This is a genomic window from Streptomyces sp. NPDC005752 (genome assembly GCF_040630715.1).
Taxonomy (GTDB): Bacteria; Actinomycetota; Actinomycetes; order Streptomycetales; family Streptomycetaceae; genus Streptomyces.
In genome coordinates this window covers 1-24371 of record NZ_JBEXYB010000005.1, presented here as the reverse complement: position 1 = coordinate 24371, position 24371 = coordinate 1, and the positions used below count along the sequence as shown (strand labels likewise).

Below are 24371 nucleotides of genomic sequence, written 5' to 3'. Positions count from 1 at the left end.
GGCGGTCATCCTTTCGCTTCGCCGGTGGAGGCGGTGGAGGCGGAAAGCGTCGAACCGGTGGTGTGGTACGCGTCGCGGACCTCCGGGTGCGCGAGCGCCTCCCGGGTCGGCCCCGTGACGAGAACCCGTCCCGCTGCCAGCACACTGACGGAGGAGGCGAGCTGGACGACCACGTCGACATGGTGCTCGACCAGGATGATGGCGACACTCTCCGGCAGACCGCCGAGGATGCCGAGGAGCCGGCCGATGTCGCCGTCGGTCAGCCCCGCCGCCGGCTCGTCCAGCAGCAGCAGGCGCGGTTCGCCCGCCAGCGCGGCGGCGAGGTCGAGCATGCGGCGCTGTCCGTGGGAGAGCGTGGAGGCCGGCCGGTGGGCGCTGTCCGCGAGGCCGACGGCCTCCAGATGGCGGCCGGCGGACTCGGTGTGCTGCCGGTAGCGGGACGGACTGCGCCAGGCGCCGCGGCGCTTGGGGTGGTGCGGCCAGCCCGCCAGGACGACGTTGTCCAGCACGGACAGCTCGGCTATCACCGAAGGCTGCTGGAAGCTACGGGCGATGCCGAGGCGGCTGCGTCTGGCCGTGGCCGTACGGGTGATGTCCGTGCCGTTCAGGGCGATCGTGCCGTGGTCGGGCCGGTCGGTGCCCGCGATGAGGTTGAGCAGGGTGGTCTTACCGGCGCCGTTGGGGCCGATGACCGCGTGCCGGGCGCCCGCGGGGAGCCGCAGGCTGATGTCGTCGACAGCGGTGAGACTGCCGTATCTGCGGGTGAGCCGGGCCAGGTCGAGGACCGGAGGCGCCGAGGCGGCGTGCTGTGCGGGCGTCATGGCGAGACCTTCCCGGTGGGGGTCGGGGCGGGGGCGGCCGGGGGCCGCTCGTCGGATGCCGCCCCCTCGGGGGCCGGACCGCTCCGGCCGGATCCGCCCCGCAGGCCGGCCAGACCACGGGGCAGCAGGTACACGGCTGCGACGAACAGCGTGCCGAGCAGCAGCGGGCCGTGACCGGGCCACGCTCCGGCGACCCAGTCGCGGGTGATCACGATGAGCCCGGCGCCCATCAGAGCGCCGATCACGGACGTCGTGCCGCCGATGACGGCCGCCAGCAAGGCGAAAGCGGCGATCTCGAAGCCGACGTCGGCGGGGGAGAGGTACTGCTGGACGGTGACCATCAGCGAGCCGCCCACGCCGGCCAGCGCCCCGGCGCCGATGTGTGCCACCAGCAGGTAGCGGCCCACCGGGTGTCCCGAGGCACGCATGCGGGCTTCGGCGCTCCGGGTTCCGGTCAACAGCTTCCCGGCCGGGGAGCGCAGCACGAGCAGGGTGGCGGTGACGGCGACGGCGGCGACGACGAGGGCGTAGGTGTAGAGCTCACTCTCCTCGGTCATCCCCTCCCCGCCCCACAGCGCCTGCGTGGCCGGGAAGCCGACGAGACCGTCGGCGCCCCCGGTGACGGACTTGAGCTGATTGATGACCGCACCGGTCAGCTCACCGACGGCGAGCGTGATCATCAGCACGGTGGTGCCGCGGGCCCGGATCACGGCGGGTCCGACCACCGCGGAGAAGACGGCGGCGGCGAGTGCCGAGAGGACGAGCTGTACGGGTCCCGCGGTCCACCCGGCGTCCGCGAGGTTCGCGGTGGCGTACGCGCCCACGGCGAACGGCGCGGTCTGCCCGAGCGTGGGCAGTCCGGCGTAGCCGGTGAGAACGGTGACACTGACCGCGAGCAGTCCCAGGGCCAGGGCGGAACCGGCCAGCGAGATGCTGTACGAATCGAGCAGCCCCGGCAGCGCGATCAGTACCACGAGCAGGACGAGCAGCGGAGCGGCCTGCCGCCACGCGGCCCCGCGCCAAAGCCCCCCGGCCCTGGCGGGCGCGCCCGCCGGTGCCCGTGAGCCCAGTGCCCCCGTAAGGGGTTTCGCGGCGTCCGTACCGTTGCGCGGGCCCGTTTCGGCCGCCCCGCGGGTGGTGCGGGGCCGCAACCGTGCGACGAGGCGGCGGCGGAGCCGGTCCACCGGGTCCGGGGACGGGCCGTGGGAGTCGTGCGCGGCCGCCGGTTCCGCGAAGCGGGAGCGCAGCACCAGCACCGCCGCCATCGCGGCGAAGAGCAGGTACGGCGCCAGGTCCGGTGCCAGGGAGACGCCGAGCGTCTGGACCTCGCCGACGGCGACCGCCGCTGCGAGCGTCGCCCACAGCGAGCGCAGCCCGCCGAGGACGACCACCACGAGGGACAGCATCAGCACCGTCTCGGACGTGCCGGGTCCGGGACCGATGATCGGTGCCCCGAGCACACCCGCCGCCCCGGCCAGCGCGCCTGCCGCCGCGAGCACGCCGGTGTGCACGGCCCGGGGGTTGTGACCGGTGGTCGCGAGCATCTGCGGGTCGTCGGCGGCGGCGCGTACCGCCGCACCCATACGGGTCCGGGTCAGCACCCAGGTGCCGAAGGCCGCCAGCAGCACAGCCATGACGATAAATCCGAGACGGTACGCGGGATACCGGTGGCCCAGCAGCGTCACCGAGGAATCGAGCGCCCCGGGGACGCGTACGGGGAGATCGTTCGCTCCGAAGAACTGGATGAGCAGATCTCCGCCGACCAAGGCCAGCCCGAACGTCAACAGGGCCTGCGCGAGATGCCCACGGCGGGCCAGCGGAGCCGTCGCGGCCGAGAGACCCGCCCCGGCGACGCATGCCGCGGCGGTCCCGGCGGCCAGTCCGAGAACGAGGCCGCCCCAGGTCCCGTCACTCAGTGCGGCTCCCGTGTAGGCACCGATCGCGTACAGCGTGCCGTGCGACAGGTTCAGTACGCCGGCGGTTCCGAAGGCGAGGCTCAGACCGGCGGCGACCACGAACAGCAACAGCCCGTAGGCCACCCCGTCCACCGCCGGTACGAGGTGGGCATCGAGGAGATCCATGTCAGCTGCCGAGCGTCGCCAGGTCCTGGACCATGACGTTGGCGAGCTGGGCACCGTCCGGCCGCACCTGGCGCAGGTACCAGGTCTGCACCGGCGAGTGTGCCTTGTCGCCGAACTCCCAGGCGCCGCGTGGGCTGTCGATCTGACCCAGGTCCGCGATGGCCTCGTTGATGGTCCGCGGTGTCACCTCGCCGCCCTTGGCCGCATCGGCGACGGCCTTGTCCAGCACGGCGGCCGCGTCGTACGACGACATCGCGTACGTGGTGGGCTGCGTGTCGTGCTCGGCGGTCCAGTCCGCGGCGAACGTGCGGTTGGCCTCGTTGTCGAGGTCGGCCGCGTAGTTCAGGACGGAGTAGATGCCCTTGGCCGCGGCGCCCTGGGCCGGGAGCACGCTGCCCTCGGTGACGAAGGCCGTGTACAGCGGCAGATCGGCGATGTCGGACTGGGCGTACTGCTTGGCGAAGTCGATGGCGGCCTTACCGGCGTAGAAGCAGTACACCGCCTTGGCGTCCGTCTTGGCGATCTCCGCGAAGTACGGCATGAAGTTGGTGGTCTTCGGGAACGGCGTCCAGGTGGTCTTGCCGTCAGGGTTGGCCAGCTTCCCCTTGACGCGCTTGAACTCGTCGGTGAAGCCGCGCAGTTCGTCGTAGCCGCCCTGGTAGTCGGGGCCGATCGCGTAGACCGGCCCGTCGACCTTCTCCTTGACGTACGGGGCGATGGCCTTGCCCGGTTCGTCGGACAGGAAGCTCGTCGTCCACACGTATTCGAGGTCCTTCACCGGCGGCCGGGCGTTCGACCCCAGGAAGGGGATCTTGGCCTGGTTGACCAGCGGCAGCACCGCGTTGACCGAGCCGCCGCTGACGAAGCCCGTCAGCACATCGACCTTGTCCTTCTTGACCAGCTTGGTGGCCGCGGGGACTGCGGTCGGCGGACCGTCGCCCTCGTCCGCCACGATGAGCTCGACCTTGCGTCCGCCCAGCTTGTTGTCGTGGGTGTCCAGGTACAGCTCGAAGCCGGCGCGGAGGTCGGCGCCGACCGGTTCGTAGGTGCCGGACAGGGAGGCCACCAGGCCCACCTTCACGGTGTCGTCGTCGGAGCCGCTGCCGCTGCTGCAACCGGTGACGGCTGCCAGACCGAGGGCGAGGGCGGCGGCGCCGGCCGGCCGGAATCGACGGCGGCGGGAGGCGGGTGTGTCGAAGAACATGAGGGCTCTCATCAGGAGTGTCGAGCATGACGGACGGGACTGGCTGGGGGAAGGGTGGTGCGGCCGTACGGGACCTGCCCGGCGGTCAGCGGAACGGCGGCAGGCTCGCGTCGCGGACCTGGGGCGACAGTGCGTCACCGACCTGGTTGATCAGTTCGGACATCATGTAGCTGACCTCACCGATGTCCGCGTCCCTGGTCGTGCTCACCAGCAGTGAAGCGCCGCTGGAGACGGCCATCGAGAACATGTAGCCGCCGTCCATCGCGGTGAGGCTGTGCTCGACGGGATCGGTGTTCATCAACTGGGCGGCACCGGAGAGCAGGTTGACGACGCCGGACGCGATGGCGGCCAGCCGCTCGGCGTCGTCACGCTCCACGCCCGCGTAGGCAAGCGCCAGTCCGTCCACGGACACGGCTATCGCCTGGGTGACTTCCGGGATGCGTCCGGCGAAATCGCTCAGGATCCAGCTCAGGTCGGTGGAAGAGGTCATTTCTTGGTCCGTTCGGTGTCGTCGTCGGTAGCGGAGCGCCCACGGGGGTTCGTGCTCCTGTTGATCCCCTGGGCGTAGGCCGCCAGGACGTCGGAGACCTGCCGGGAGTCCCGGCGACGGGGCGACGGCTTCGGTGCGGTGGCGCCGGACCGCTGGTCGGCGCCGTCCCGTTTACCCAGGGTGGGCCACTGCTGCGTCGTCTTGCGCTGCCGCAGGGGCAGTCCTGAGGAGCTGACTCCGGCGATGCGCGAAGCCGGCTCTTCCTGGCCGGGCGGCGTGCTGTGGTCGCGGCCGTCCCGGCCCGCGCCCGCGGCAACGACGGTCCGGCCCGGTGCGTGGTCGTCGCCTGCCTGCGCACGGTCCCCGACGGCGCCCGCACCGGCGGACGCACCGTTGCGGGCGGGCCACGCGCCCGTCGCGGCCGGCTGTCGGCGACCGGCCTGTCCAGGCGGTGTGATGGGACGGGGCGACTCGTAGCTGACATCGTTGCCACGATCCCCGCCCGGGGCCGAACCGAGCGTGCCCGGCTGAGAGGGCGCGGCTTCCTGCGCCACCAGGGACAGCACCTTCGCGGGCAGCGTGACCTCGGCGATGGTGCCGGGGCCCGACGAGTCGCGCAGTTCGACGACGATGCCGTGGCGCGCGGCCAGCCGTGCCACCACGTGCAGCCCCATGGACCGTACGTCGCCGATGCCCGCCCGCGGTTCGAGCAGCGCGGCGTTGTGGGCCGCGCGGCGGTCCGCCGTCATGCCCACACCTTCGTCGACGACCTGCACGACGGCCCGGTCCCACAGCCGCCATACGGCGACCCCGACCTGCTTGTCAGGAGGCGAGAAGCGGGTTGCGTTGTCCAGGAGCTCCGCAAGGATGTGCGCCACGTCGTGCACGGCGCGGGCGGTGATGCCGATTCCTGCTTCGATCGCCCCGAGGGACACGCGCTCGAATCGCTCGATCTGCTGAGCGGCGGCCACGATGACGGTGGAACAGCCGACATCCGCCGCGCGTACCCGGGCGTTCCCATAACCGCCGAGCACGAGGAGGTTGTTGGTGTTGCGCTCCATGCGGACGGCGAGGTGGTCCAGGGCGAAGAGGGTCCTCATCCGCACGGGGTCGGCCTCGTCGCGCTGCACCGTGTCCAGCTCGGACACCATGACGGCGGTCAACTGCGCACCCCTGCGGGCCACGCCGACCAGCGTCTCGGCGAACTGCTCGTGAATCTGTGCCTGTTGGGCAGCCAGACGGACGGCTTCGTGGTGGACGGCGTTGAATGCCTCGCCGACCTCACCGATCTCGTCCTCGCCCGTCGTGGTGACCGGGTCACCCGTCCGCCGGGCCACCTGTTCCGGCGTCGCCCCGCTCAGTGCGCCTGGCTGGGACAGCTCACTCATCACGGCGGGCAGTCCGGTATGGGCCACCTCGTGAGCGGCGTTGCGCAGGTCGTGCAGCCGCCGGATCATGACGCGGCCCAGGCGGATCGCGACGACGACGGCGCCGACCAGGGTCAGTACGACCAGGGCGACCTCGGCACCCGCCGTCCACATGAGCGTGGTGCGCGTGTCGGAGACCAGGGTGAAGACGGACTCGTCGATCCGTTTCTCCACCGAACGCAGCAGGGTCTGCCGGTCGTTGGAGGCCTTCTGCCACTCCTTCGGAGTGACCGTGAGGTCCGTGCCGGTCCCCGCACGCCCGATCTCGTCCTCGAGCCGTCGCGCCTCCAGTGCCTTCGCTCCGGAGAGCGTGCGCTCCAGCCAGGTCCGCCACTGGCCGGGGCCGAGGTCGAACATGACGCCGATCGACTCGGTGTAGCCCAGCCGGCTCGCGTCGAACGTCCGCTGGGAGGCGGTGGTGAAACCGCCCGCGGCCTGTGCCCTCATCACGGTGACCTGCTGCTGGGCCGTGTGCTCGGACGCCTCGGACAGTGCGGCGGCGGCGCGGATCCGGTCCGCGATGTCGGCATCGACGCCGTCCGCCTGTGCGATGCCGTCGCGGTAGCCGTTGAGGTCGGCGATCACGATCCGGTAGCCGAAGGCGAGCGCGGAGATGGTGCTGCTGCCCGAGCGCACCTGCGCGCGGAGCGCGGGCATCTCGTCGATGAAGCGGTCGATGCGGTCCAGGGCGTCCTGTGCGTTGCCGGGCACCCCGGAGAGGTGGCCGGTCCGGTCCCGGAATCTCGCGATGCTCGCATCGGTCGCGTCGGCTCGGACGCGGAAGGCGTCCGAGCTCGCCTGCCCGGAGACCAGGGCGGTGGCCGCTGCCCGCTCACGCTGTAATTGGTGGGTCAACTCCCCCGCGCCGGTGGCGGCATCGACCATCGACGTCAGCCGGTTGGCCTGGAGCGCCTGGTTGGTGGCGGGTGCGAGGGCCAGAACCGAGAAGGTGATGGCCACGGTGAGCGGCGCGGTCACGAGGAGGACGAGGCGACGATTGATTTTCACTTCGCGGCTCCGTTGCCGGAACCGGTGCTGAGTATCGGTGACACGCAGATACCTGTTAACGGGTTGTGGGGGGCGTCGGTCGGGGGACGTCGGCGCAGGGCGCGGCCGTTGAGGACGGGCAGACGGTGCGGGAAGGGGTGAACCGTGCGTCGGGGGACAGCGCTGCCTGGGGTAGGCGGGCCCCCTGGGGCGGCATGATCCTATGACGTTGCACGCGGCTACGGGCGCGTATCACTGCGAAAAATATGCGCACTGATTACACAAGGGCGGTCCGACCCGGTCACAACTGCTCAGTTGGTGGACTCTCCTGAGCTCGGGCCAAGGGCCTGGAGCTACCCCTCCGTACCGTGCCTGACCAGCGCTCGGGTGTCCCGGGCACAGACGCGGCCCGGTGCGTGGAACCGCGTACGGCGCCTCCGGGCCCGGCGTCCTGACCGGTAGGTCGAACGCACGGATGTCGTTGCGGAAAGGTTAGCTCCGTCCGTCCCGCTCCCCGATGCGTCCCGGCTCGACGAGCTCCGGGTTGGTCGGGCGAAGGACCAGCCCGGCCATGTCGCCCACAGAACATGGCAGTTGGTCCATGCAGGAGAGAAGCTGCAGGTCCGGGAACCATCGGGCCGTGTACCGGTGGGCAGCGAGGATGGCTGGAGGACACGTCACTTCGCGTGCAGAGGTGTCGGGTTGAGGTGGAACGTGCGTGGGTGTGGTGAGAGTTCGCGCGAGATCCTCGAAATTCACCCACGGGAGCGGAAGGCTCGGAGGGCTCACTCGGCGCTTCCCGGACAGGTCGGGCGCCGGCCATGCGACGGGAGGCCGATCGGCAATGTCCACTCCGGTACGGAGCAGATTGCGGGCGGCCGCGCTCGCACTCTCGGCCGTCGCGGTCCTCGCCTCCGGTACGACCGCCACGACCGGCGCGGCAGCGGCCCCCGCTCCCGCGAAACAGGGGCCGACCTCGGTGGCCTACGTCGAGGTGAACAACAACAGCATGCTCAACGTGGGCAAGTACACCCTCGCCGGCGGTGGAGGCAACGTCTTCGACGTCGCCGTGATCTTCGCAGCGAACATCAACTACGACACGGGCGCGAAGGCGGCGTACCTGTCCTTCAACGAGAACGTGCAGCACGTCCTCGACAACGCCGCCACGCAGATACGGCCGTTGCAGCAGAAGGGCATCAAGGTCGTCCTCTCGGTGCTCGGCAACCACCAGGGCGCGGGATTCGCCAACTTCCCCGACCAGCAAGCGGCTTCGGCGTTCGCCCAACAACTGTCGGACACCGTGGCCACCTACGGCCTCGACGGCATCGACTTCGACGACGAATACGCCGATTACGGCAACAACGGCACCGGCCAGCCCAACGACAGCTCGTTCGTGAACCTGGTGACGGCACTGCGCGCGGACATGCCGGACAAGATCATCAGCCTGTACAACATCGGGCCGGCCGCGTCGCGCCTGTCCCACGGCGGTGTGGACGTCTCCTCCGCCTTCGACTACGCCTGGAACCCGTACTACGGCACCTGGCAGGTCCCCGGCATGGCGCTGCCCAAGTCGAAGCTGTCCCCGGCGGCCGTCGAGATCGGCCGGACCTCGCAGAGCACGGTCACTGACCTCGCGCGCCGCACCGTCGGCGAGGGCTACGGCGTCTATCTGACGTACAACCTCGACGGCGCCGATCGCAGTGCCGATGTCTCCGCGTTCACCAGGCAGCTGTACGGCAGCGACGCCGTCTACACGCCCTGAAGCGACCGCACGCCTCCACCGTTCACATGTCTCCGCAGAGACCGGGTGCCCTTGTGACCTGCCACGATGGCTAGGTGTTGACCTCTCCAGGGCTTCCGGCCGCGTCACTACTCGCCGCGGAACTGAGGAAGCTCAGCTCCTGAACCGAGTTGACGCCGATCGCGAGCCACGACAGGGCGGCGCACTCCGACGGGTGTCGGAGTCCGCCGCCCTGGAACGGAACGGAATGCTGACCCGTCCTTCCCCTACCGGGGGTCGCGGCCGAACAGCGACCGGGACCAGAAGTAACCGAGGACGACGAGCCCCAGGCACCAGGCGACGGCAAGCCAGCCGTTGTGGCCGATCTCGCTGCCCAGCAGCAGTCCCCGGAGGGTCTCGATGGCCGGGGTGAACGGCTGGTACTCGGCGACCGGCTGGAACCATCCCGGCATCGCGTCGACCGGGACGAAAGCGCTGGAGATGAGCGGCAGGAAGATGAGCGGTACGGCGTTGTTGCTGGCGGCCTCGGGGTTCGGACCGGACAGCCCCATACCGACCGCGATCCAGGTGAGCGCCAGGGAGAACAGTACGAGCAGCCCGAGCGCCGCCAACCACTCCAGCGCTGTGGCGTCCGTGGAACGGAACCCGATGGCCACCCCCACGGCCCCGACGAGGACCACGCTCGCCACGCACTGCAGCACGCTGCCGACGACGTGCCCGATGAGGACCGAACCGCGGCTGACGGCCATCGTGCGGAAGCGGGCGACGATGCCCTCGGTCATGTCCATGGAGACGGACACCGCGGTGCCGATCGTGGTGCCGCCGACGGTCATCAGCAGGATGCCCGGGATGAGATACGCGATGTAGTCGGACCGGTCGGCCCCGCCGTCCCCGATGCCCGCGCTCATCACCTCGCCGAAGACGTAGACGAAGAGCAGGAGGAGCATGACGGGGGTGAGCAGCAGGTTGAGGGTCATGGACGGGTAGCGCCGGGCGTGCAGGAGGTTGCGGCGCAGCATGGTGGTCGAGTCGCGTACGGCGAGGGAGAGGGAGCTCATCGGACGTCCTCCTTGGTCTGGTCGGTCCGGTTGCTCGGGTTGCTCTGGTGGGTCTGGTGGGGGAGTTCGGTGTCGCCGGTCAGGGCGAAGAAGACGTCGTCGAGGTCGGGTGTGTGGACGGTGAGTTCGTCGGCTTCGATGCCGGCGGAGTCGAGTCGGTCGAGGAGGGAGCGCAGTTCGCGTTGGCTTCCGTCGCTGGGGATGTGGAGGGAGAGTGCGTCGTCGTTCCTGGTGACTTCGCGGAGTGCGGATGCGGCGGCGTGGTAGGTGGCGGGGTCGGTGAAGCGGAGGCGGACGTGGCCGCCGGGGATGAGTCGTTTGAGTTCGTCGGCGCTTCCTTCGGCGGCGATCCTGCCGTTGTTGAGGACGGCGATGCGGTCGGCGAGTTCGTCGGCTTCTTCGAGGTACTGGGTGGTGAGGAAGACGGTGACGCCGTCGGTGACGAGTTCGCGGATGATTCCCCACATGGTGTGGCGGGAGCGGGGGTCGAGGCCGGTGGTGGGTTCGTCGAGGAAGATGATGCGCGGGCTGCCGACGAGGGTCATGGCGATGTCGAGGCGGCGTTTCATGCCGCCGGAGTAGCTCTGGGCGGGTTTCTTCGCGGCGTCCACCAGGTCGAAGCGTTCCAGGAGCCGGGTGGTGATGCGGCGGCCCTCGTTCCTGGGCAGGTGGTGCAGGTCCGCCATGAGGAGCATGTTCTCCTCGCCGGTGATCAGGCCGTCCACGGCGGAGAACTGCCCGGTGACACCGATCGTGGCGCGCACGGACTGTGGGGCGGTGGCGATGTCGTGGCCACCGACGTGGGCCTGCCCGCCGTCGGCCGGGACGAGCGTGGAGAGGATCTTCACCGCGGTGGTCTTCCCGGCGCCGTTCGGACCCAGCAGTGCGAACACGGACCCGGCAGGGATGTACAGATCGATGCCGTCGAGGACGGTCCTGTCGCCGTAGGACTTGCGCAGACCTACGGCGCAGACGGCGGCGGGGGACTGTGGAGCTCCATCTTGACTGGATGTGGGCATGACAGAAGAAGGCATGTGGCCCTCCCGGTAGAAGTCTTGGGTGGATTGACGGGGGGTGGAGTAGGGGCCGGATCCGTCGGGGTCAGGCCTTGGCGCGCCGGATGTCGATGTTGCCGTGCCGGGTGCGGGCGCGGATCTTGATGGTGTCCTCGGACGGTTCCGGCGCCTCGGACGAGGTGAGCGAGTTGCGCACCTGTCCGGAGCCCGCGTGGACGTCGAGCCAGGCGGCCGTGCCTTCACGGACGCTGACGTCGATGGCGCCGTACGCGGTCTCCAACTGGACGGTGCCGCGTGCCACTCCGTCCACCCGCAGGGTGCCGTGGGCGGTGGTGGCGGTCACCGAGCCTTCGGCTCGCCGGATCTCGATGTCGCCGTTGGCGCCGCTCACCCGCAGCTCTCCGGTCGCGGCGCCGACAGTCGTGGTGCCGTGCGAGTTCTTCAGGACTGCGGGACCGTCGACGAGTCCGACGCGCAGGCTGCCGGAGCTGGTGGTGATCTCGGCCATGCCCTCGACCCGGTCCACGGTGATCGATCCGTGGGACGCCTTCAGGTGCAGTGGCCCGGTGGTGTCGAGGCGGACGTCACCGGACGACACCTTTGCCCGGACCTCGCCGAGCCGGCCCTCGCTGAGTACCTGGGCCCAGGCACCTGTCATGTCGATGCGTGAACCCGCGGGCAGTTCGACCGTCACGTCGACGGTGCCGGTCCGGCCGAACAGACTGGACTTGGGTGTCCGGACGGTCAGAGCGCCGTTCGCGTACGTGGCCTCGGTCTGGTCGGCGGTCCGCACGTCCAGTTCCTTCTTCGGGTCGCGGGGTCGCACCTCGACCACGGTGTCGAGGCGGTCGCCCGCGGTGAACTGGATGGAACCGGCCTCCACGTGTGCCGTGACCGAGATCGCTTCGGGAGTGTCGAAAGAAGGCATGGCTGTCCCGTCCTCTTGGGTCTTCAGGTCGTCCCCGCTGGTGGGGTGTGGTGTGGGTGAAGTGGCGCGGGCGAAGGTTTCGGCTAGCGCACCCAGCCCGTGAAGCTCTGTCCGACGGTCTGCGCCTTCTCCGTCGTACGCGGTCGCGTCCCGCCGTCGACCGCTGCCGAAACGGCCCGCACCAGCCAGGCGTTGACCGACAGGCCCTCGCGGGTGGCGGCTTCCTCGGCCCGGGCCTTGAGATGGGCGGGCAGGCGCAGGTTGACGCGGGCGGTGCCCCCCTCGTCGCCGTCGGCCGGGGCCGGGTTCGTGAGCGGTTCGCGTGGTGCTGCCGCTTCCGGGGGTGCGCCTCCACCGGTGGCCGGCAGGGTCACCACGAAGTCGGGGTCGAGCCCGCGCAGCCGTACGTCGACCGACCCGGGGGCGAGTTCACGGGTGATCTCGTCCGTCGCGGCGGAGAGCACATTGAGCATGGTCAGCCGGGTCGCCGACTCCAGGGGGGCGGTGAGCCTGTCTGCGAGGGCGCGGGCTTCTTCGCCGCCCGCTTCGGCGGCCACCGCGAGTTCGCGGCGCAAGGTGTCGACATACGGCGTGAGGTCCATGGCGCCATAGTGGCATCACTGTGGCGCCATGCGCAAGCGGCGGTCCGGCGTTTTGGTGTCCGATTGCTGACGTTGTCGCTTTGACCTGCGTGAATCCGGTGTTGCATGTTCAAGAATTGGAGGTGCCGCGCCGGTGCGGACGTTCGTAGAAGTATGAGGTGGCCGTGGGTGGCGCCAGAGTGGTGCCACGCGGTGTCGTGTGATGCCACCGTCGGCCGTTGCCGGCCGTTGCCGGCCGCTCCCGCCGCCGGCGGTCGGCACGCGGTGGTCCGGTCGCCGGTCTTGGACCCCGGGGCTGTGGGGGAGCCCCGTGAGCGGCGCCCGGATCGGAGCCCGCGCCCCGAGGGGTCCGTCCAGCCATGCCGACCCGGCGGCTGTCTCCCGGAGCCGGATGCGGTCGGCTGAGCGGGCCGGTGAGGTGTCGCCCCGGGCATGCCACGGCTCTGGACGGCATCGCGCCGGTACCGCGTGTGCGAGCGCCCCGGCACCGTGCCGGGACGCTCGCACATCCGCCCCGGTTACGCCTTCTGCGGCTGAAGGAAGCGGGCCAGCAGGTCGTCGAGGCTGACCATGCCGGTGAGTGTGCCTGATGCGTCCCGGACGACGGCGAGCGAGGCCCGGCGCCTGCGCAGGAGTTCGATCGCCTCGGCGACCGTGGCGTCCTCCGTCAGTTCCGGCACGGGACGGGCCAGCTCACGCGCGACGGTGTCCCTTCCCTGGGCACGCGCGACGAGGACGTCACGGGCGTGCACCGACCCTAGGACGGTCCCCTGGCGGCGGACCAGCAGCCGGGTGCGGTCGGTGTCTGCGGCCAGGCGCAGGATCTGTTCCGCGTCCGCCTCGCCGTCGACGGCGGAGATGTCGGCGGCCGGGATCTGCAGATCGCGCACCGGCGTCTCCGGCTCGGTCAGCGAGCGCGTCAGCAGTTCGGAGTCGGTCTCGCTGATCAGGCCGAGACGCTCCGACTCCTCCACCAGGTGCGTGAGCTGCTCGCGGTTGTGGACGGAGGTCAGCTCGTCGCGCGGGGCGACCCGGCACAGCCGCACCAGGCCGTTGCTCATCCTGTTGAGGACCCAGATCAGGGGGCGCACGGTCTTCACGACGCTCCGGAAGGGTGGGGAGAGCAGCATCGCGGAGCGCTCGGGGTGGGCGATGGCCCAGGACTTGGGGGCCATCTCGCCGAGCACCATGTGCAGGAACACCACCACGATCATCGCCACGGCGAACGCGACACCGTAACTGAGCGCGCTGGGAAGCCCCAGCTCGTGCAGCAGCGGGTCCAACTCGTGGGAGATCGCCGGCTTCGACACCGACCCCAGGCCCAGCGTGCACACCGTGATGCCGAGCTGGGCGCCGGCCAGCATCAGCGACAGCTCACGCATACCGGCCAACGCCGCCTTGGCGCCGCGCTGTCCCTCGGCCACGGCCCTTTCCATGCGGTGCCGCTTGGCGGCCACCAGCGCGAACTCGGCCGCTACGAAGAAACCGCTGCCCACCAGCAGCAGCACGGTGACGAAGAGCGCCATCGGGAAACTCATGCCTGCTCCTCCGGCTCGTCGGCCAGACGCTCGATACGGATGCGTTCCGGCACGTGCCGGTCCAGGGCGCGTACGTCGATCACCGCTGCAGCGCCGTGCGGCAGCGGCACCGTGAGACGGTCGCCGATGGCCGGGAAGCGTCCGAGCCGGTCGATGATCAGGCCGGCCACGGTGTCGTAGTCCTCCTCGGCGGGCAGTTCGATGCCGGTGGTCTCGGCCACCTCGTCCAGGCGGCGCCCGGCGTCCACGATCCAGCCGTCGCCGTCCGCGACGGCCACCGCGGTGACCGTGTCCGACTCGTCGGCGATGTCACCCACCAGCTCCTCGGCGATGTCCTCGTAGGTGACGACACCCGCCACACCGCCGTGTTCGTCCAGGACCACGGCGAACTCGTCGTCCCGCTCCCGCATGCGCTCGACGGCACCCGGCAGGGGCAGCGTGTCCGGCAGCAGGAGCGCCCCGCGTGCCACGGCGCCGGCGGTGGCGCCGGTGAGCCGCCTCACGGGCAGCCCCATGAGCTCCCGCACACCCAGCACACCCGCGACGTCGTCGGGGTGGTCGCCGAGCACCGGGTAGTTGGAGTGGCCGTGCTTGCCGATGAGACCGATCGCCTCGGCGGCCGTGGCGTCCTTGCGGACGAAGACCGCGTCGGCACGCGGCACCATCACCGTGTGCAGCGTCCGCTCGGAGAACTCCAGAGCGTGGTCGAGCAGTTCGGCCGTACCGCGCGGCAACTGCCCCTGCTCGTGGGACTCGCCGATCAGATGGCCGAGTTCCTCCAGGGTGGCACCGTGGTGCAGCTCCTCGACCGGCTCGATACCGACCTTGCGAAGCAACTTGTTGGCCGCCCCGTCGAAGATCCGCACCACGGGTCCGACGATCTTGAGGTACGCCAGTGTGGAGCCGGACAGCGCCTTGGCCAGCCGCTCCGGGACGGCGATGGCCAGGTTCTTCGGGGCGAGTTCGCCCAGTACCATCTGCACCGCGGTGGCGAGCACGAAGGCGAGTACGACGGAGATGCCGGTCACGGCGCCGTCGGGAATGCCGAGGCCGGACAGGACCGGCCGCAGGAGGGCCGAGACGGACGGCTCGGCGATGAAGCCGACGACCAGACCGGTCACCGTGATGCCGAGCTGGGCGCCCGAGAGCATGAACGACAACCGCCCCAGCACCGTCAGTGCGCGGGCGGCCTTCCTGTCACCGGCCTCGGCCTGACGGGCGAGCGCGAGCCGGTCGGCGGAGACGTAGGCGAACTCCTGGGCGACGAAGTAGCCCGTTCCCGCGGTCAGCACGAAAACGGACAGCACGCCGAGCCAGGCCTGTGCGGCACTCATCCGACACCACCCCGCCGGGTGCCGTGCTCAGTAAGCGCTGGGCGGGATGGCCGGGGACTGTGTTCGTAAGGGTCCGTCGATCTGGCGGACAAGCGAGAGCTCCTCAACTAGGTGTGCATACGCAAAACGATTCTGACCGGAATCGCGTTCCCGGCCACCGGGCGCACCGTCCGGCACAGACATGGCGCCCGCCCGGCACCGGCAGGCGTTCAGGAGGTGATCGCCGTCAGGGGGCCCTGGGATCGGCTCAGGAGCTTGATTCCGACCTGTACGTGCGGGTTTTTCGGAGCGCACCCCGGCCCGCCGGGACAACTCTATGCTTCTACTCGCTTGTAGAAGTTGCCTGGCCCCCGCCGGGCGGCCTGCTCCGGCAGGGGCCGGTTCGGCGTCCCCGGTCGGCACCCTCGCGTCGGGTCCTTGCCCGCGTGGACCGGGGCCCGCTCCCCTGCATCCGGCCGCGACGACGTCGGGCGGCAGTTCGTGCGGGAGTTCGTGCGGGACAAGGAGGGGCGGTCAGGCCTCGCCGCCGGCGATCAGGGCGCGCGGCGCGCGGGCGTAGTGCCGGTCCGGTGCCGATGGCCCGGCCCTCGATCCGCGGGATGCGTGGTCCGGCGGAATCCTGTCGAGCCACGCTTGTGGCCACTCGGCCGCCTTCTCGGGCCGCCGTTCCGGGCGACAGGGGCGCGGGTGATCCGTCATGCGTCCGGGGGACCCGCTACGGCCGCTCGTCGGCGTCGGTCCGTCGCCGGGGGCCATCCACCCGTCCGGCGTCGCATCGGCCGGACAGCGCGGGGGAGCTCACGCCCGGTGGCGCCCGTGTGACGTGGGGGAGGGGAGGGGATCGAGCCTCAGCCGTCGGGCGGCTGTGAACGGGATCTGCACCGCTCCGGCCGTATCCGGCGGCACTCCGGTCGCGTCGCGGGTAGGCCCGTCGCCGAAGGTGGGGTGTAGAGCCGGACGAGGTCGGCGACACCGGCCACGGCGGGCCGGGTCACGACGACCGAGTGCGATGCGAGGAGGGGTCTGACCTGCCGTCACTCTCGTGGACGGGTGAGGTGGGGTGCCCGCCCGGCACCCCACCCCTGACCCGCCCTGCGGTGCGTGTACCCCGCCGGAGCTAGTTGATGGCCTTGATGAGCTCACCGTTCGCGGTGTCGCCGCTGAGCTCCCAGAAGAAGGTGCCGCCCAGGCCCTGCTCGTTCTTGTAGTCCATCTTCGTGGCGATGGTGGCCGGGGTGTCGTAGCTCCACCAGTTGGTGCCGCAGTGGGCGTACGCGGTGCCGGCGACCGTGCCGGTGGCCGGGCAGCTGCTCTTGAGGACCTTGTAGTCCTCGATGCCCGCCTCGTACGTCCCCGGGGCCGCCCCGGTCGCAGTGCCACCCGGCTCCGCCTGGGTGACGCCGGTCCAGCCGCGCCCGTAGAAGCCGATGCCCAGCAGGAGCTTCTCCGAAGGGATACCCAGGCCCTTGAGCTTGGAGATCGCCGCGTCGCTGTTGAACCCCTCCGTCGGGATGCCCGGGTAGGAGGTCAGAGGTGAGTGCGGAGCCGTCGGTCCCTGTGCCGCGAACGCGCCGAAGAAGTCGTAGGTCATCGGGTTGTACCAGTCCAGGTACTGCGCCGCCCCCGCGTAGTCCGCCGCGTCGATCTTGCCGCCGTCGGACCCGTCCGCCGTGATAGCCGAAGTGATCAGGTTGTCCGTGCCGAACTTCGACCGCAGGGCCGACAGGAGGCCGCCGTAGGCGTCGCGGCCGCTGGTGTCGCAGGTCAGGCCGCAGGCGTTCGGGTACTCCCAGTCGATGTCGATGCCGTCGAAGACGTCCGCCCAGCGCGGGTCCTCGACCAGGCCGTAGCAGGACTCGGCGAAGGCGGCGGGGTTCTGCGCCGCCTCGGCGAAGCCGCCGGACCAGCTCCAGCCGCCGAAGGACCAGAGAACCTTCAGGTCCGGGTGCAGCTTCTTCAGCTTGCGCAACTGGTTGAAGTTGCCGCGCAGTTCCTGGTCCCAGGTGTCCGCGACGCCGTCCACCGACTGGTCGGCCGTGTACGCCTTCTCGTGGTCGGCGTAGCTGTCCCCGATGGTGCACTTGCCGCCCTGGACGTTACCGAAGGCGTAGTTGATGTGCGTCAGTTTGTCGGCCGAACCCGACGTCTCGATGTTCTTGACGTGGTAATTGCGGTCGTAGACACCCCAGTTGGTGAAGTATCCGACCACCTTGTCGCCGGCCGCGGTGGGGGCGGCCGCCGGTGCGACGGCCTCGGGGGCGGCGGAGGCCGCGCCCGCCGAGGACGTACCGGCGATGCCGAGGAGAGCGGCTCCGAGCGCGGCGGTACAGGCGGTGGCGACGAGCGCCCTGAGACGGGCGCGAGGACGGTGAAGTCCGGTCATTGTTGCTCCTCGTGGGGGAGGGCTTGGGTGTGGGGGGTGTGTGCCCTCGGCCATCCGAATTGGCATGGACGCGATGAGGCGTTGGGGGAGACCGTAGAAGGACTAGACCAGTTGGGTCAATGGTTCGGACCAATTTCGCCGACCGGGGCCCCGGCTGCCCGGTGACGCACGGGCTCCGATCGGGCATACTCAACGCGCCACAGCCGCTGGCCAGCGCCTCCCGTGATCCGGGAAGGCAGGATCGGCTGGGGAGCCGTAGATTTCCGGGCACCGCCCGGGACCACCCGGCGGTGCCGCACACCCCGCGCGCGTCCGTCGTCACGCCCGACAGGGAGGAGAGCGCCGTCATGTCCGACCGTGCCACGCAGCCGGTGGAACGCCGTCTGCCCACCGAGGAGTCCCGGCAGCTCGTCGAGCTCGTACGCGACATCGTGTCGAAGGAAATCGCCCCCCGGGCCGCGGAGGAGGAGGAAGCGGGTCTCTTCCCGCGCCAGGTCTTCTCGCTGCTCTCCGAAGCCGGCCTGCTCGGACTGCCGTACGGCTCCGCCTACGGCGGCGGCGACCAGCCGTACGAGGTCTACCTCCAGGTCCTCGAAGAGCTGGCGGCCGCCCGCCTCACCGTCGGCCTCGGCGTCAGCGTCCACTCGCTCGCCTGCCACGCCCTCGCCGGGTACGGCACCGAGGCCCAGCGGGCCGCACACCTCCCCGCGATGCTCTCGGGCGGCCTGCTCGGTGCGTACTGCCTCTCCGAGCCGTCCTCGGGCTCCGACGCGGCCTCGCTCCGCACGAAGGCCGTCAAGGACGGCGAGGACTGGGTGCTCACCGGGACCAAGGCGTGGATCACTCACGGCGGCATCGCCGACTTCTGCACGGTCCTGGCCCGCACCGGGGAGGACGGCCCCCGTGGGATCACCGCCTTCCTCGTCCCCGGAGACGCCGAGGGTCTCCACGCGGCGCTGCCCGAGAAGAAGATGGGCATGAAGGGCTCACCCACCGCCCAGCTGCACTTCGACGGCGTACGGATCTCCGGCGACCGCCGTATCGGGGACGAAGGCCAGGGCTTCGCCATCGCACTGTCCGCTCTCGACTCGGGGCGGCTGGGGATCGCCGCCTGCGCCGTCGGCGTCGCGCAGGCCGCCCTGGACGAGGCGGTCCGATACGCCACCGACCGGCGCCAGTTCGGCCGGCCCGTCGCGGACTTCCAGGGGCTGCGCTTCATGCTCGCCGACATGGCGACCCAGATCGAGGCCGGCCGGGCGCTCTACCTGGAGGCTGCTCGGCTCCGCGACGCGGGCCGGCCCTTCTCGAGGCAGGCGGCGATGGCGAAGCTCTTCTGCACCGACGCGGCCATGCGGGTGACCACCGACGCGGTCCAGGTGCTCGGAGGATACGGCTACACCCTCGACTTCCCGGTCGAGCGGCTGATGCGCGAGGCCAAGGTGCTCCAGATCGTCGAGGGCACCAATCAGATCCAGCGCATGGTCATCGCCCGTCACCTCGCGGGTCCCGAGACGCGCTGATCCGGACCGGCCGGTCGGACCAGACCGGTGTCGTCATGATCCGGTTCCACTCCTGGTCGTGACGGCCCGGCAGGGTCCGTCCCGCGCTCTCCCAAAGGCGCAGCATGGCCCGGTAGATGGGCGGGTCGGTGCTGTGCGGCACGGACTGCCGTGCGGACTCCCGGGACGACGGTCCGGGCAGGGAAACCGATTCTCCGGGCGTCGGTGCGGCGAGCCGGCGGCGGGCGGGGCCGGCCGCTGAATGGAGCGTGGTCATACGGAACCAACGCCGTCATGGGGTCCGGGGTCACTGTCCGGCCGATTCGCGCGCCCGTTCCTCGGGTGCCGCGGCCACCGGCCGTCCGGTGGACCGACCGCACCACGCCGGCCCGGCCGTCGTGGTGCGCGCAGGTACGCGCCCTCGGGGCGCGCCGGCGTCAGGCGGCGGTACGCCGCGTCTGCGAGGCGTACCGAAGCGGGCGTGAACCCGGGCCGCCGGCGTGCGAGAAGGGCTGCATCCGCCAGTCGAGTCCCTGAGGCAGCGTCAGCAGCAGTGCCGTTTCCTGCTCCTGGACCTCCAGCGACTCGTCGGCGGGGCGGGCCCGCGAGGCGTCGCGGTTCGTGCCGGGGCAGACGGTGAGGACGAACGGATTCCACGGCGAGGGGCACAGCGCGTGCTCGGGAAGCACGTCCTCGTCCGCCAGCAGGGCGATCGGCTGTGCGCAGTCCGGGCAGATCACCCGGTACATCTCGAACGTGTCGTACGCGTCGAGGACGGTGTCCTCGTCCGGAGCGGAGTACGCGGGGTCCGCGTCGGGTTCCGGTTCGGTACGTCCTGTGAGCTTCAAGCTCTGCATGGGTTCTTTCCCCCCTCGGGTGGGCCGGCCAGGCGCCACGGCCTCGGCCACAGCAAGCACTTCCCGTCGGAAGTCGGCCGTAACCGCGAGGCCGTCAGCTACCCACCCGTAAATCTGTGGCATTCGTCACATGCCACCTGATCGTGCCCTTCCGGAGCTCCCGCGGCTGTGCCTGGAGGGAACCGGGGCATAGGTTGATCCGCATGGAGGAGCTGGACCGTCAGATTGTGGAGTTGCTCGTCAAGGACGGGCGGATGAGCTACACCGACCTGGGCAAGGCCACCGGCCTGTCCACCTCGGCCGTTCATCAGCGTGTCCGCCGGCTGGAGCAGCGCGGGGTGATCCGGGGCTACGCCGCGGTCGTCGACCCCGAGGCCGTGGGCCTGCCCCTCACCGCGTTCATCTCGGTGAAACCCTTCGACCCGAGCGCGCCCGACGACATCGCCGAACGGCTCGCCGGCGTGCCGGAGCTGGAGGCCTGCCACAGCGTCGCGGGTGACGAGAACTACATCCTCAAGGTGCGGGTCTCCAGCCCGCTGGAGCTCGAGCACCTGCTCACCCGGATCCGCACGCTGGCCGGCGTGTCCACCCGGACCACCGTCGTTCTCTCCACGCCCTACGAGGCACGGCCGCCGCGCGTCTGAGGTCTTCCGCCCGGCGCTGGGGTGGGGCCGGGGGAGGGGCCGGTCCGGGCAGGCGCGAGACTGGTCCCATGACCGAGAGCACCGCCCGCCAGAGCGAACACCGCACCGTGCTGCTGCGCGGTGGAGAAGTCCACAGCCCCGCCGATCCGTTCGCCACAGCGATGGTGGTCGAACGCGGCCATGTCGCCTGGGTGGGCTCGGAGGGGGCGGCCGACGCCTTCGCGAGCGGTGTCGACGAGGTGATCGACCTGGAAGGGGCGCTGGTCACCCCCGCGTTCACCGACTCGCACGTCCACACCACATCGACCGGACTCGCCCTCACGGGGCTGGACCTCTCCGGTGCGCGCACGCTCACAGAGGCCCTCGGACTCGTACGCGCGTTCGCCGACGGTCATGCGGAGGGCGGGGTGATCCTCGGGCACGGATGGGACGCGGCTCGCTGGCCCGAGCAGCGGCCTCCCACGCGCCGGGAGCTCGACGACGCCGCAGTCGGCAGGGCCGTCTACCTGCCGCGTGTGGACGTCCACTCCGCCGTCGTGACCACCGCGCTGCTCGACCTCGTCCCGGGCGTGACCGAGCTGTCCGGCTACCACCCCGACGCCCCCCTGACCGGCGACGCCCACCACGCGGTGCGCGCGGCGGCCCACGGTGCCGTGACGCCGCGGCAGCGGGCAGCGGCCCAGCGCGCCGCCCTGGCGCACGCCGCCTCGCTCGGCATCGGGACCGTGCACGAGTGCGCGGGCCCCGAGATCTCGGACGAGGAGGACTTCACCGGGCTTCTGGAGCTCGCCTCCGAGCACCCCGGCCCCCGGGTCTTCGGTTACTGGGCCGAGCCCGTCGAGGACGCGAAGGGGACCCGTCGGATCCGGGAGCTCGGTGCCCTCGGTGCGGCCGGTGACCTCTTCGTCGACGGCTCCCTGGGCTCGCACACCGCCCTCCTGCACGAGCCGTACGCGGACGCCCCGCACACCGGCAGCGCGCGGCTCGACGCCGCGCGGATCGCCGCACATGTGACGGCGTGCACCGAGGCGGGACTCCAGGCCGGTTTCCACGCCATCGGCGACGCGGCGGTCTCCGCCGTGGTGGCGGGCGTCCGGACCGCCGCCGAGTCCCTCGGACTCGCCCGCGTCCGGGCCGCCAGGCACCGGGTGGAACACGCCGAGATGCTCACGCCCGAGACCGTCGCCGCCTTCGCCGAACTCGGCCTCACCGCATCCGTCCAGCCGGCCTTCGACGCGGCCTGGGGCGGGCACGACGGCATGTACGCCCGTCGTCTGGGCGCGGAGCGCGCGGCGACCCTCAATCCGTACGCGTCCCTGCTGCGCGCCGGGGTGCCCCTCGCCTTCGGCTCGGACAGTCCGGTCACCCCGCTCGACCCCTGGGGGACCGTGCGGGCCGCGGCCCATCACCGCACACCTGAGCACCGTGTCTCCGTACGGGCCGGTTTCGCCGCCCACACGCGGGGCGGCTGGCGGGCCGTGGGGCGGGACGACGGAGGCGTTCTGGTACCGGGAGCGCCGGCCGACTACGCAGTCTGGCGTAGTGGCGAACTGCTGGTCCAGACCCCCGACGACCGGGTGGCGCGCTGGTCCACCGATCCGCGCTCCGGTACCCCTGGCCTGCCCGATCTCTCTCCGGGCGCGGAACTTCCGGTCTGTCTGCGCACGGTGGTCTTCGGACAAACTGTCTACGTACGGCCGAACGAGTGACGTCGGTAGATTTCGTACCGCCGATCGAAGTCGCGAGGGTTCTTCCGCGACCTGCGAGTCCTCCGCACTGACCAGGCGCTTTCGGGAGAAACGGCAGGTAGGACGGCTATTGACAGAAAGCGCCCGCGGGCCGGTAGGTTCGGCCGGGTCCACCACTGGACGTCCGACCGGTCAAACCTCCACGCAGTCGTCGAACGCCGCTGGGTCATGGGGCGGTGTGCCGCACCGGTGCACCACCACTGACAGCCAGGTTCAGCGCCGGCGCCTCGGTGGCGAGGGAGGGTTTCGTCCGGACGGCAGGTGTGACCCGGGTGGGGCCCGGAGGTTCAGTAGACAACGGCTCTCGGTCGACCCGCAGCCAGCGGATCCCAGGTCGGCCCGAAGGACGCCGGGCCCCCATCCCGCAGTGCTTCCTTCTGTCCGCAGTTCCACGCTTCTGTCCCCGCGGTACACGCCGCCCCGTGACCACGGCGGAGTCAGGGTGCGGCCCGCTGGATATGGTGTGCACCTGCGTACGGACTTTAAGGGGCAGTAGTGAACGACGGCGGTCAGAGGCAGTTCGGCCCGCTCGGCACAGTCTTGGTGATCATTCCGACCTACAACGAGGCCGAGAACGTCAAGCTGATCGTCGCCCGGGTGCGCGCCGCCGTTCCGGAAGCGGACATCCTCGTCGCCGACGACAACAGCCCCGACGGCACCGGCAAGGTCGCCGACGAGCTCGCGGCCGTCGACAGCCAGGTGCACGTCCTTCACCGCAAGGGCAAGGAAGGGCTCGGCGCCGCCTATCTGGCCGGGTTCCGCTGGGGCTCCGAGCACGGTTACGGCGTCCTGGTCGAGATGGACGCGGACGGCTCGCACCAGCCCGAGGAACTGCCCCGACTCCTCACCGCGCTGAAGGGCGCCGACCTGGTCCTGGGCTCGCGATGGGTCCCCGGCGGCCGGGTGGTCAACTGGCCCAGGCACCGCGAGATGATCTCGCGCGGCGGCAGCCTCTACTCCCGGATGCTGCTGGGCCTCTCGGTGCGCGACGTCACCGGCGGTTACCGGGCCTTCCGCACCGGGACCCTGGACGGTCTCGGTCTCGACGAGGTCGCCTCGCAGGGGTACTGCTTCCAGGTCGACCTCGCCCGGCGGGCCGTCGAGGCGGGCTATCACGTCGTCGAGGTGCCGATCACCTTCATGGAGCGGGAGATCGGCGACTCCAAGATGAGCCGCGACATCCTCGTCGAGGCGCTGTGGCGCGTCACCGGCTGGGGCATCACCGGCCGGGCCAACAAGGTGCTGGGACGCAAGGGTCCCTGACCGGTCCCGTCCGCGGCCTCATGATCACCCCCTTACGCCGCCTGCACGCCGGTACAGGCACACTGGGGGCATGACGACCGGCACACCGCCTCCGACCCGTCCACGGCGCTCACGCGCCCGCACCCTCCTGCCGCTGGGCGTCGCCGCCTGGCTGGTGCTGGAGATCTGGCTGCTGACCGTCGTGGCCGACGCGGCGAACGGCTTCACCGTGCTGCTGATCCTGGTCGCCGGCGCCGTGCTCGGTGCCGCGGTGATCAAGCGGGCGGGCCGGCGGGCCTTCCGCAACCTCACCGAGACCCTCCAGCAGATGCCGGGGCAGCCCGGCGCTCCCGCCACCCCGGCCGAGCCCCGGAGCGGCAGCAAGGGCAACGGCCTCCTGATGCTCGGCGGCCTGCTTCTGCTGATCCCCGGCTTGATCTCCGACGCGGCGGGACTGCTGCTCCTGCTGCCCCCCGTCCGCTCCGTGCTCGGACGCTACGCGGAACGCTCCCTCGACCGCCGGATGAGGGCGGCGGCTCCGGGAGGCATCTCGGGCGCCTTCCAGCAGGCCCGTATCCACCGGCCCGACGGCAAGGTGGTCCAGGGGGAGGTCATCCGGGAGGACGGCACACCCGCGCGCCCCCGCCCCGACGACGGCCCGGGCGCGGACCGCCCGCCGCTGATCCCCTGACTCCCTGAGGGCTTTCCCCCAGACGCACGTACGAAGAGCCGCGGGGGGGGGCCGCCAGCGGGGGTCGCGCGCCGCGCGCG

At 71.0% G+C, this 24371-nt stretch carries 19 protein-coding genes; 6 read left to right on the top strand and 13 right to left on the bottom strand.

Translation table 11 applies throughout. The annotated features are described in order from the left end of the window. Window positions 1–5 precede the first annotated feature (5 nt). From ABZ441_RS05885 to ABZ441_RS05865, 5 genes are all read right to left on the bottom strand, one after another. Window positions 6–821 carry an ABC transporter ATP-binding protein gene (locus ABZ441_RS05885; protein WP_358968864.1) on the bottom strand — a complete coding sequence of 272 codons (816 nt, stop codon included), beginning with the start codon at window positions 819–821 and terminating at the stop codon, window positions 6–8. After that, on the bottom strand, window positions 818–2902 hold the full coding sequence (locus tag ABZ441_RS05880; RefSeq protein WP_358968862.1) for an ABC transporter permease: 2085 nt from the start codon (window positions 2900–2902) through the stop codon (window positions 818–820). Before ABZ441_RS05880 ends, ABZ441_RS05885 begins: the two co-directional genes overlap by 4 nt. Window position 2903: 1 nt before the next feature. Then, window positions 2904–4106, bottom strand: a complete 1203-nt coding sequence (locus tag ABZ441_RS05875) for an ABC transporter substrate-binding protein (RefSeq protein WP_358969215.1) — start codon at window positions 4104–4106, stop codon at window positions 2904–2906. A gap of 85 nt (window positions 4107–4191) precedes the next feature. Then, the gene (locus ABZ441_RS05870; RefSeq protein ID WP_205022000.1) at window positions 4192–4596 is read right to left on the bottom strand and encodes a roadblock/LC7 domain-containing protein; all 405 of its coding nucleotides are present in this window, start codon (window positions 4594–4596) and stop codon (window positions 4192–4194) included. After that, window positions 4593–7031 carry a nitrate- and nitrite sensing domain-containing protein gene (locus ABZ441_RS05865; RefSeq protein WP_358968860.1) on the bottom strand — a complete coding sequence of 813 codons (2439 nt, stop codon included), beginning with the start codon at window positions 7029–7031 and terminating at the stop codon, window positions 4593–4595. The genes ABZ441_RS05870 and ABZ441_RS05865 overlap by 4 nt, the downstream gene beginning before the upstream one ends. An 823-nt stretch (window positions 7032–7854) precedes the next feature. Here ABZ441_RS05865 and ABZ441_RS05860 point away from each other — a divergent pair. Continuing rightward, window positions 7855–8772: an endo-beta-N-acetylglucosaminidase H gene (locus ABZ441_RS05860; protein ID WP_358968858.1), complete on the top strand. Its 918-nt coding sequence runs from the start codon at window positions 7855–7857 to the stop codon at window positions 8770–8772. A gap of 245 nt (window positions 8773–9017) precedes the next feature. Here ABZ441_RS05860 and ABZ441_RS05855 read toward each other — a convergent pair whose 3' ends face one another. From ABZ441_RS05855 to ABZ441_RS05825, 7 genes are all read right to left on the bottom strand, one after another. After that, window positions 9018–9809 (bottom strand): ABC transporter permease, encoded by a 792-nt coding sequence (locus ABZ441_RS05855; RefSeq protein WP_358968856.1) that lies wholly within the window; start codon window positions 9807–9809, stop codon window positions 9018–9020. Next, window positions 9806–10828: an ATP-binding cassette domain-containing protein gene (locus ABZ441_RS05850; protein ID WP_358968854.1), complete on the bottom strand. Its 1023-nt coding sequence runs from the start codon at window positions 10826–10828 to the stop codon at window positions 9806–9808. The genes ABZ441_RS05855 and ABZ441_RS05850 overlap by 4 nt, the downstream gene beginning before the upstream one ends. A gap of 82 nt (window positions 10829–10910) precedes the next feature. Further along, window positions 10911–11753 carry a DUF4097 family beta strand repeat-containing protein gene (locus tag ABZ441_RS05845; protein ID WP_358968852.1) on the bottom strand — a complete coding sequence of 281 codons (843 nt, stop codon included), beginning with the start codon at window positions 11751–11753 and terminating at the stop codon, window positions 10911–10913. 83 nt (window positions 11754–11836) lie between these two features. Further along, entirely contained in the window at window positions 11837–12355 is a 519-nt protein-coding gene (locus ABZ441_RS05840) for a toxin-antitoxin system HicB family antitoxin (RefSeq protein WP_358968850.1), read from the bottom strand. Window positions 12356–12873: 518 nt separating this feature from the next. Then, window positions 12874–13893 (bottom strand): hemolysin family protein, encoded by a 1020-nt coding sequence (locus ABZ441_RS05835; protein ID WP_358968848.1) that lies wholly within the window; start codon window positions 13891–13893, stop codon window positions 12874–12876. Continuing rightward, window positions 13890–15227, bottom strand: coding sequence for a hemolysin family protein (locus tag ABZ441_RS05830; RefSeq protein WP_358968846.1), 1338 nt, complete (start codon window positions 15225–15227; stop codon window positions 13890–13892). Before ABZ441_RS05830 ends, ABZ441_RS05835 begins: the two co-directional genes overlap by 4 nt. A gap of 1117 nt (window positions 15228–16344) precedes the next feature. After that, window positions 16345–17610: a glycoside hydrolase family 18 protein gene (locus ABZ441_RS05825; RefSeq protein ID WP_358968844.1), complete on the bottom strand. Its 1266-nt coding sequence runs from the start codon at window positions 17608–17610 to the stop codon at window positions 16345–16347. A gap of 347 nt (window positions 17611–17957) precedes the next feature. Here ABZ441_RS05825 and ABZ441_RS05820 point away from each other — a divergent pair, with 347 nt between their 5' ends. After that, window positions 17958–19130, top strand: coding sequence for an acyl-CoA dehydrogenase family protein (locus ABZ441_RS05820; RefSeq protein ID WP_358968842.1), 1173 nt, complete (start codon window positions 17958–17960; stop codon window positions 19128–19130). A 416-nt stretch (window positions 19131–19546) separates the two neighbouring features. Here the strand turns inward: ABZ441_RS05820 and ABZ441_RS05815 are convergent, their stop codons facing one another. After that, window positions 19547–19966, bottom strand: a complete 420-nt coding sequence (locus tag ABZ441_RS05815) for a hypothetical protein (RefSeq protein ID WP_358968840.1) — start codon at window positions 19964–19966, stop codon at window positions 19547–19549. A 203-nt stretch (window positions 19967–20169) separates the two neighbouring features. On the opposite strand from ABZ441_RS05815, the gene ABZ441_RS05810 reads away from it, so the two are divergent. The 4 genes from ABZ441_RS05810 (at window position 20170) to fxsA (ending at window position 24291) form a co-directional block, all read left to right on the top strand. Beyond that, window positions 20170–20610: an Lrp/AsnC family transcriptional regulator gene (locus tag ABZ441_RS05810; RefSeq protein ID WP_014157449.1), complete on the top strand. Its 441-nt coding sequence runs from the start codon at window positions 20170–20172 to the stop codon at window positions 20608–20610. Between the two features lie 68 nt (window positions 20611–20678). Beyond that, window positions 20679–22319, top strand: a complete 1641-nt coding sequence (locus ABZ441_RS05805; RefSeq protein ID WP_358968838.1) for an amidohydrolase — start codon at window positions 20679–20681, stop codon at window positions 22317–22319. 534 nt (window positions 22320–22853) lie between these two features. Continuing rightward, complete coding sequence (locus ABZ441_RS05800) at window positions 22854–23621, top strand: polyprenol monophosphomannose synthase (RefSeq protein WP_358968837.1); 768 nt, start codon at window positions 22854–22856, stop codon at window positions 23619–23621. A 70-nt stretch (window positions 23622–23691) separates the two neighbouring features. After that, on the top strand, window positions 23692–24291 hold the full coding sequence (fxsA, locus tag ABZ441_RS05795; RefSeq protein WP_358968835.1) for an FxsA family membrane protein: 600 nt from the start codon (window positions 23692–23694) through the stop codon (window positions 24289–24291). Window positions 24292–24371: the final 80 nt, after the last annotated feature.

Bases quoted from the DNA above. Each gene is read 5' to 3' on its own strand.
- ABZ441_RS05885 (WP_358968864.1), bottom strand. From the start codon at position 821: ATGACGCCCGCACAGCACGCCGCCTCGGCGCCTCCGGTCCTCGACCTG.
- ABZ441_RS05880 (WP_358968862.1), bottom strand. From the start codon at position 2,902: ATGGATCTCCTCGATGCCCACCTCGTACCGGCGGTGGACGGGGTGGCC.
- ABZ441_RS05875 (WP_358969215.1), bottom strand. From the start codon at position 4,106: ATGTTCTTCGACACACCCGCCTCCCGCCGCCGTCGATTCCGGCCGGCC.
- ABZ441_RS05870 (WP_205022000.1), bottom strand. From the start codon at position 4,596: ATGACCTCTTCCACCGACCTGAGCTGGATCCTGAGCGATTTCGCCGGA.
- ABZ441_RS05860 (WP_358968858.1), top strand. From the start codon at position 7,855: ATGTCCACTCCGGTACGGAGCAGATTGCGGGCGGCCGCGCTCGCACTC.
- ABZ441_RS05855 (WP_358968856.1), bottom strand. From the start codon at position 9,809: ATGAGCTCCCTCTCCCTCGCCGTACGCGACTCGACCACCATGCTGCGC.
- ABZ441_RS05850 (WP_358968854.1), bottom strand. From the start codon at position 10,828: ATGCCCACATCCAGTCAAGATGGAGCTCCACAGTCCCCCGCCGCCGTC.
- ABZ441_RS05845 (WP_358968852.1), bottom strand. From the start codon at position 11,753: ATGCCTTCTTTCGACACTCCCGAAGCGATCTCGGTCACGGCACACGTG.
- ABZ441_RS05840 (WP_358968850.1), bottom strand. From the start codon at position 12,355: ATGGACCTCACGCCGTATGTCGACACCTTGCGCCGCGAACTCGCGGTG.
- ABZ441_RS05835 (WP_358968848.1), bottom strand. From the start codon at position 13,893: ATGAGTTTCCCGATGGCGCTCTTCGTCACCGTGCTGCTGCTGGTGGGC.
- ABZ441_RS05830 (WP_358968846.1), bottom strand. From the start codon at position 15,227: ATGAGTGCCGCACAGGCCTGGCTCGGCGTGCTGTCCGTTTTCGTGCTG.
- ABZ441_RS05825 (WP_358968844.1), bottom strand. From the start codon at position 17,610: ATGACCGGACTTCACCGTCCTCGCGCCCGTCTCAGGGCGCTCGTCGCC.
- ABZ441_RS05820 (WP_358968842.1), top strand. From the start codon at position 17,958: ATGTCCGACCGTGCCACGCAGCCGGTGGAACGCCGTCTGCCCACCGAG.
- ABZ441_RS05815 (WP_358968840.1), bottom strand. From the start codon at position 19,966: ATGCAGAGCTTGAAGCTCACAGGACGTACCGAACCGGAACCCGACGCG.
- ABZ441_RS05810 (WP_014157449.1), top strand. From the start codon at position 20,170: ATGGAGGAGCTGGACCGTCAGATTGTGGAGTTGCTCGTCAAGGACGGG.
- ABZ441_RS05805 (WP_358968838.1), top strand. From the start codon at position 20,679: ATGACCGAGAGCACCGCCCGCCAGAGCGAACACCGCACCGTGCTGCTG.
- fxsA (WP_358968835.1), top strand. From the start codon at position 23,692: ATGACGACCGGCACACCGCCTCCGACCCGTCCACGGCGCTCACGCGCC.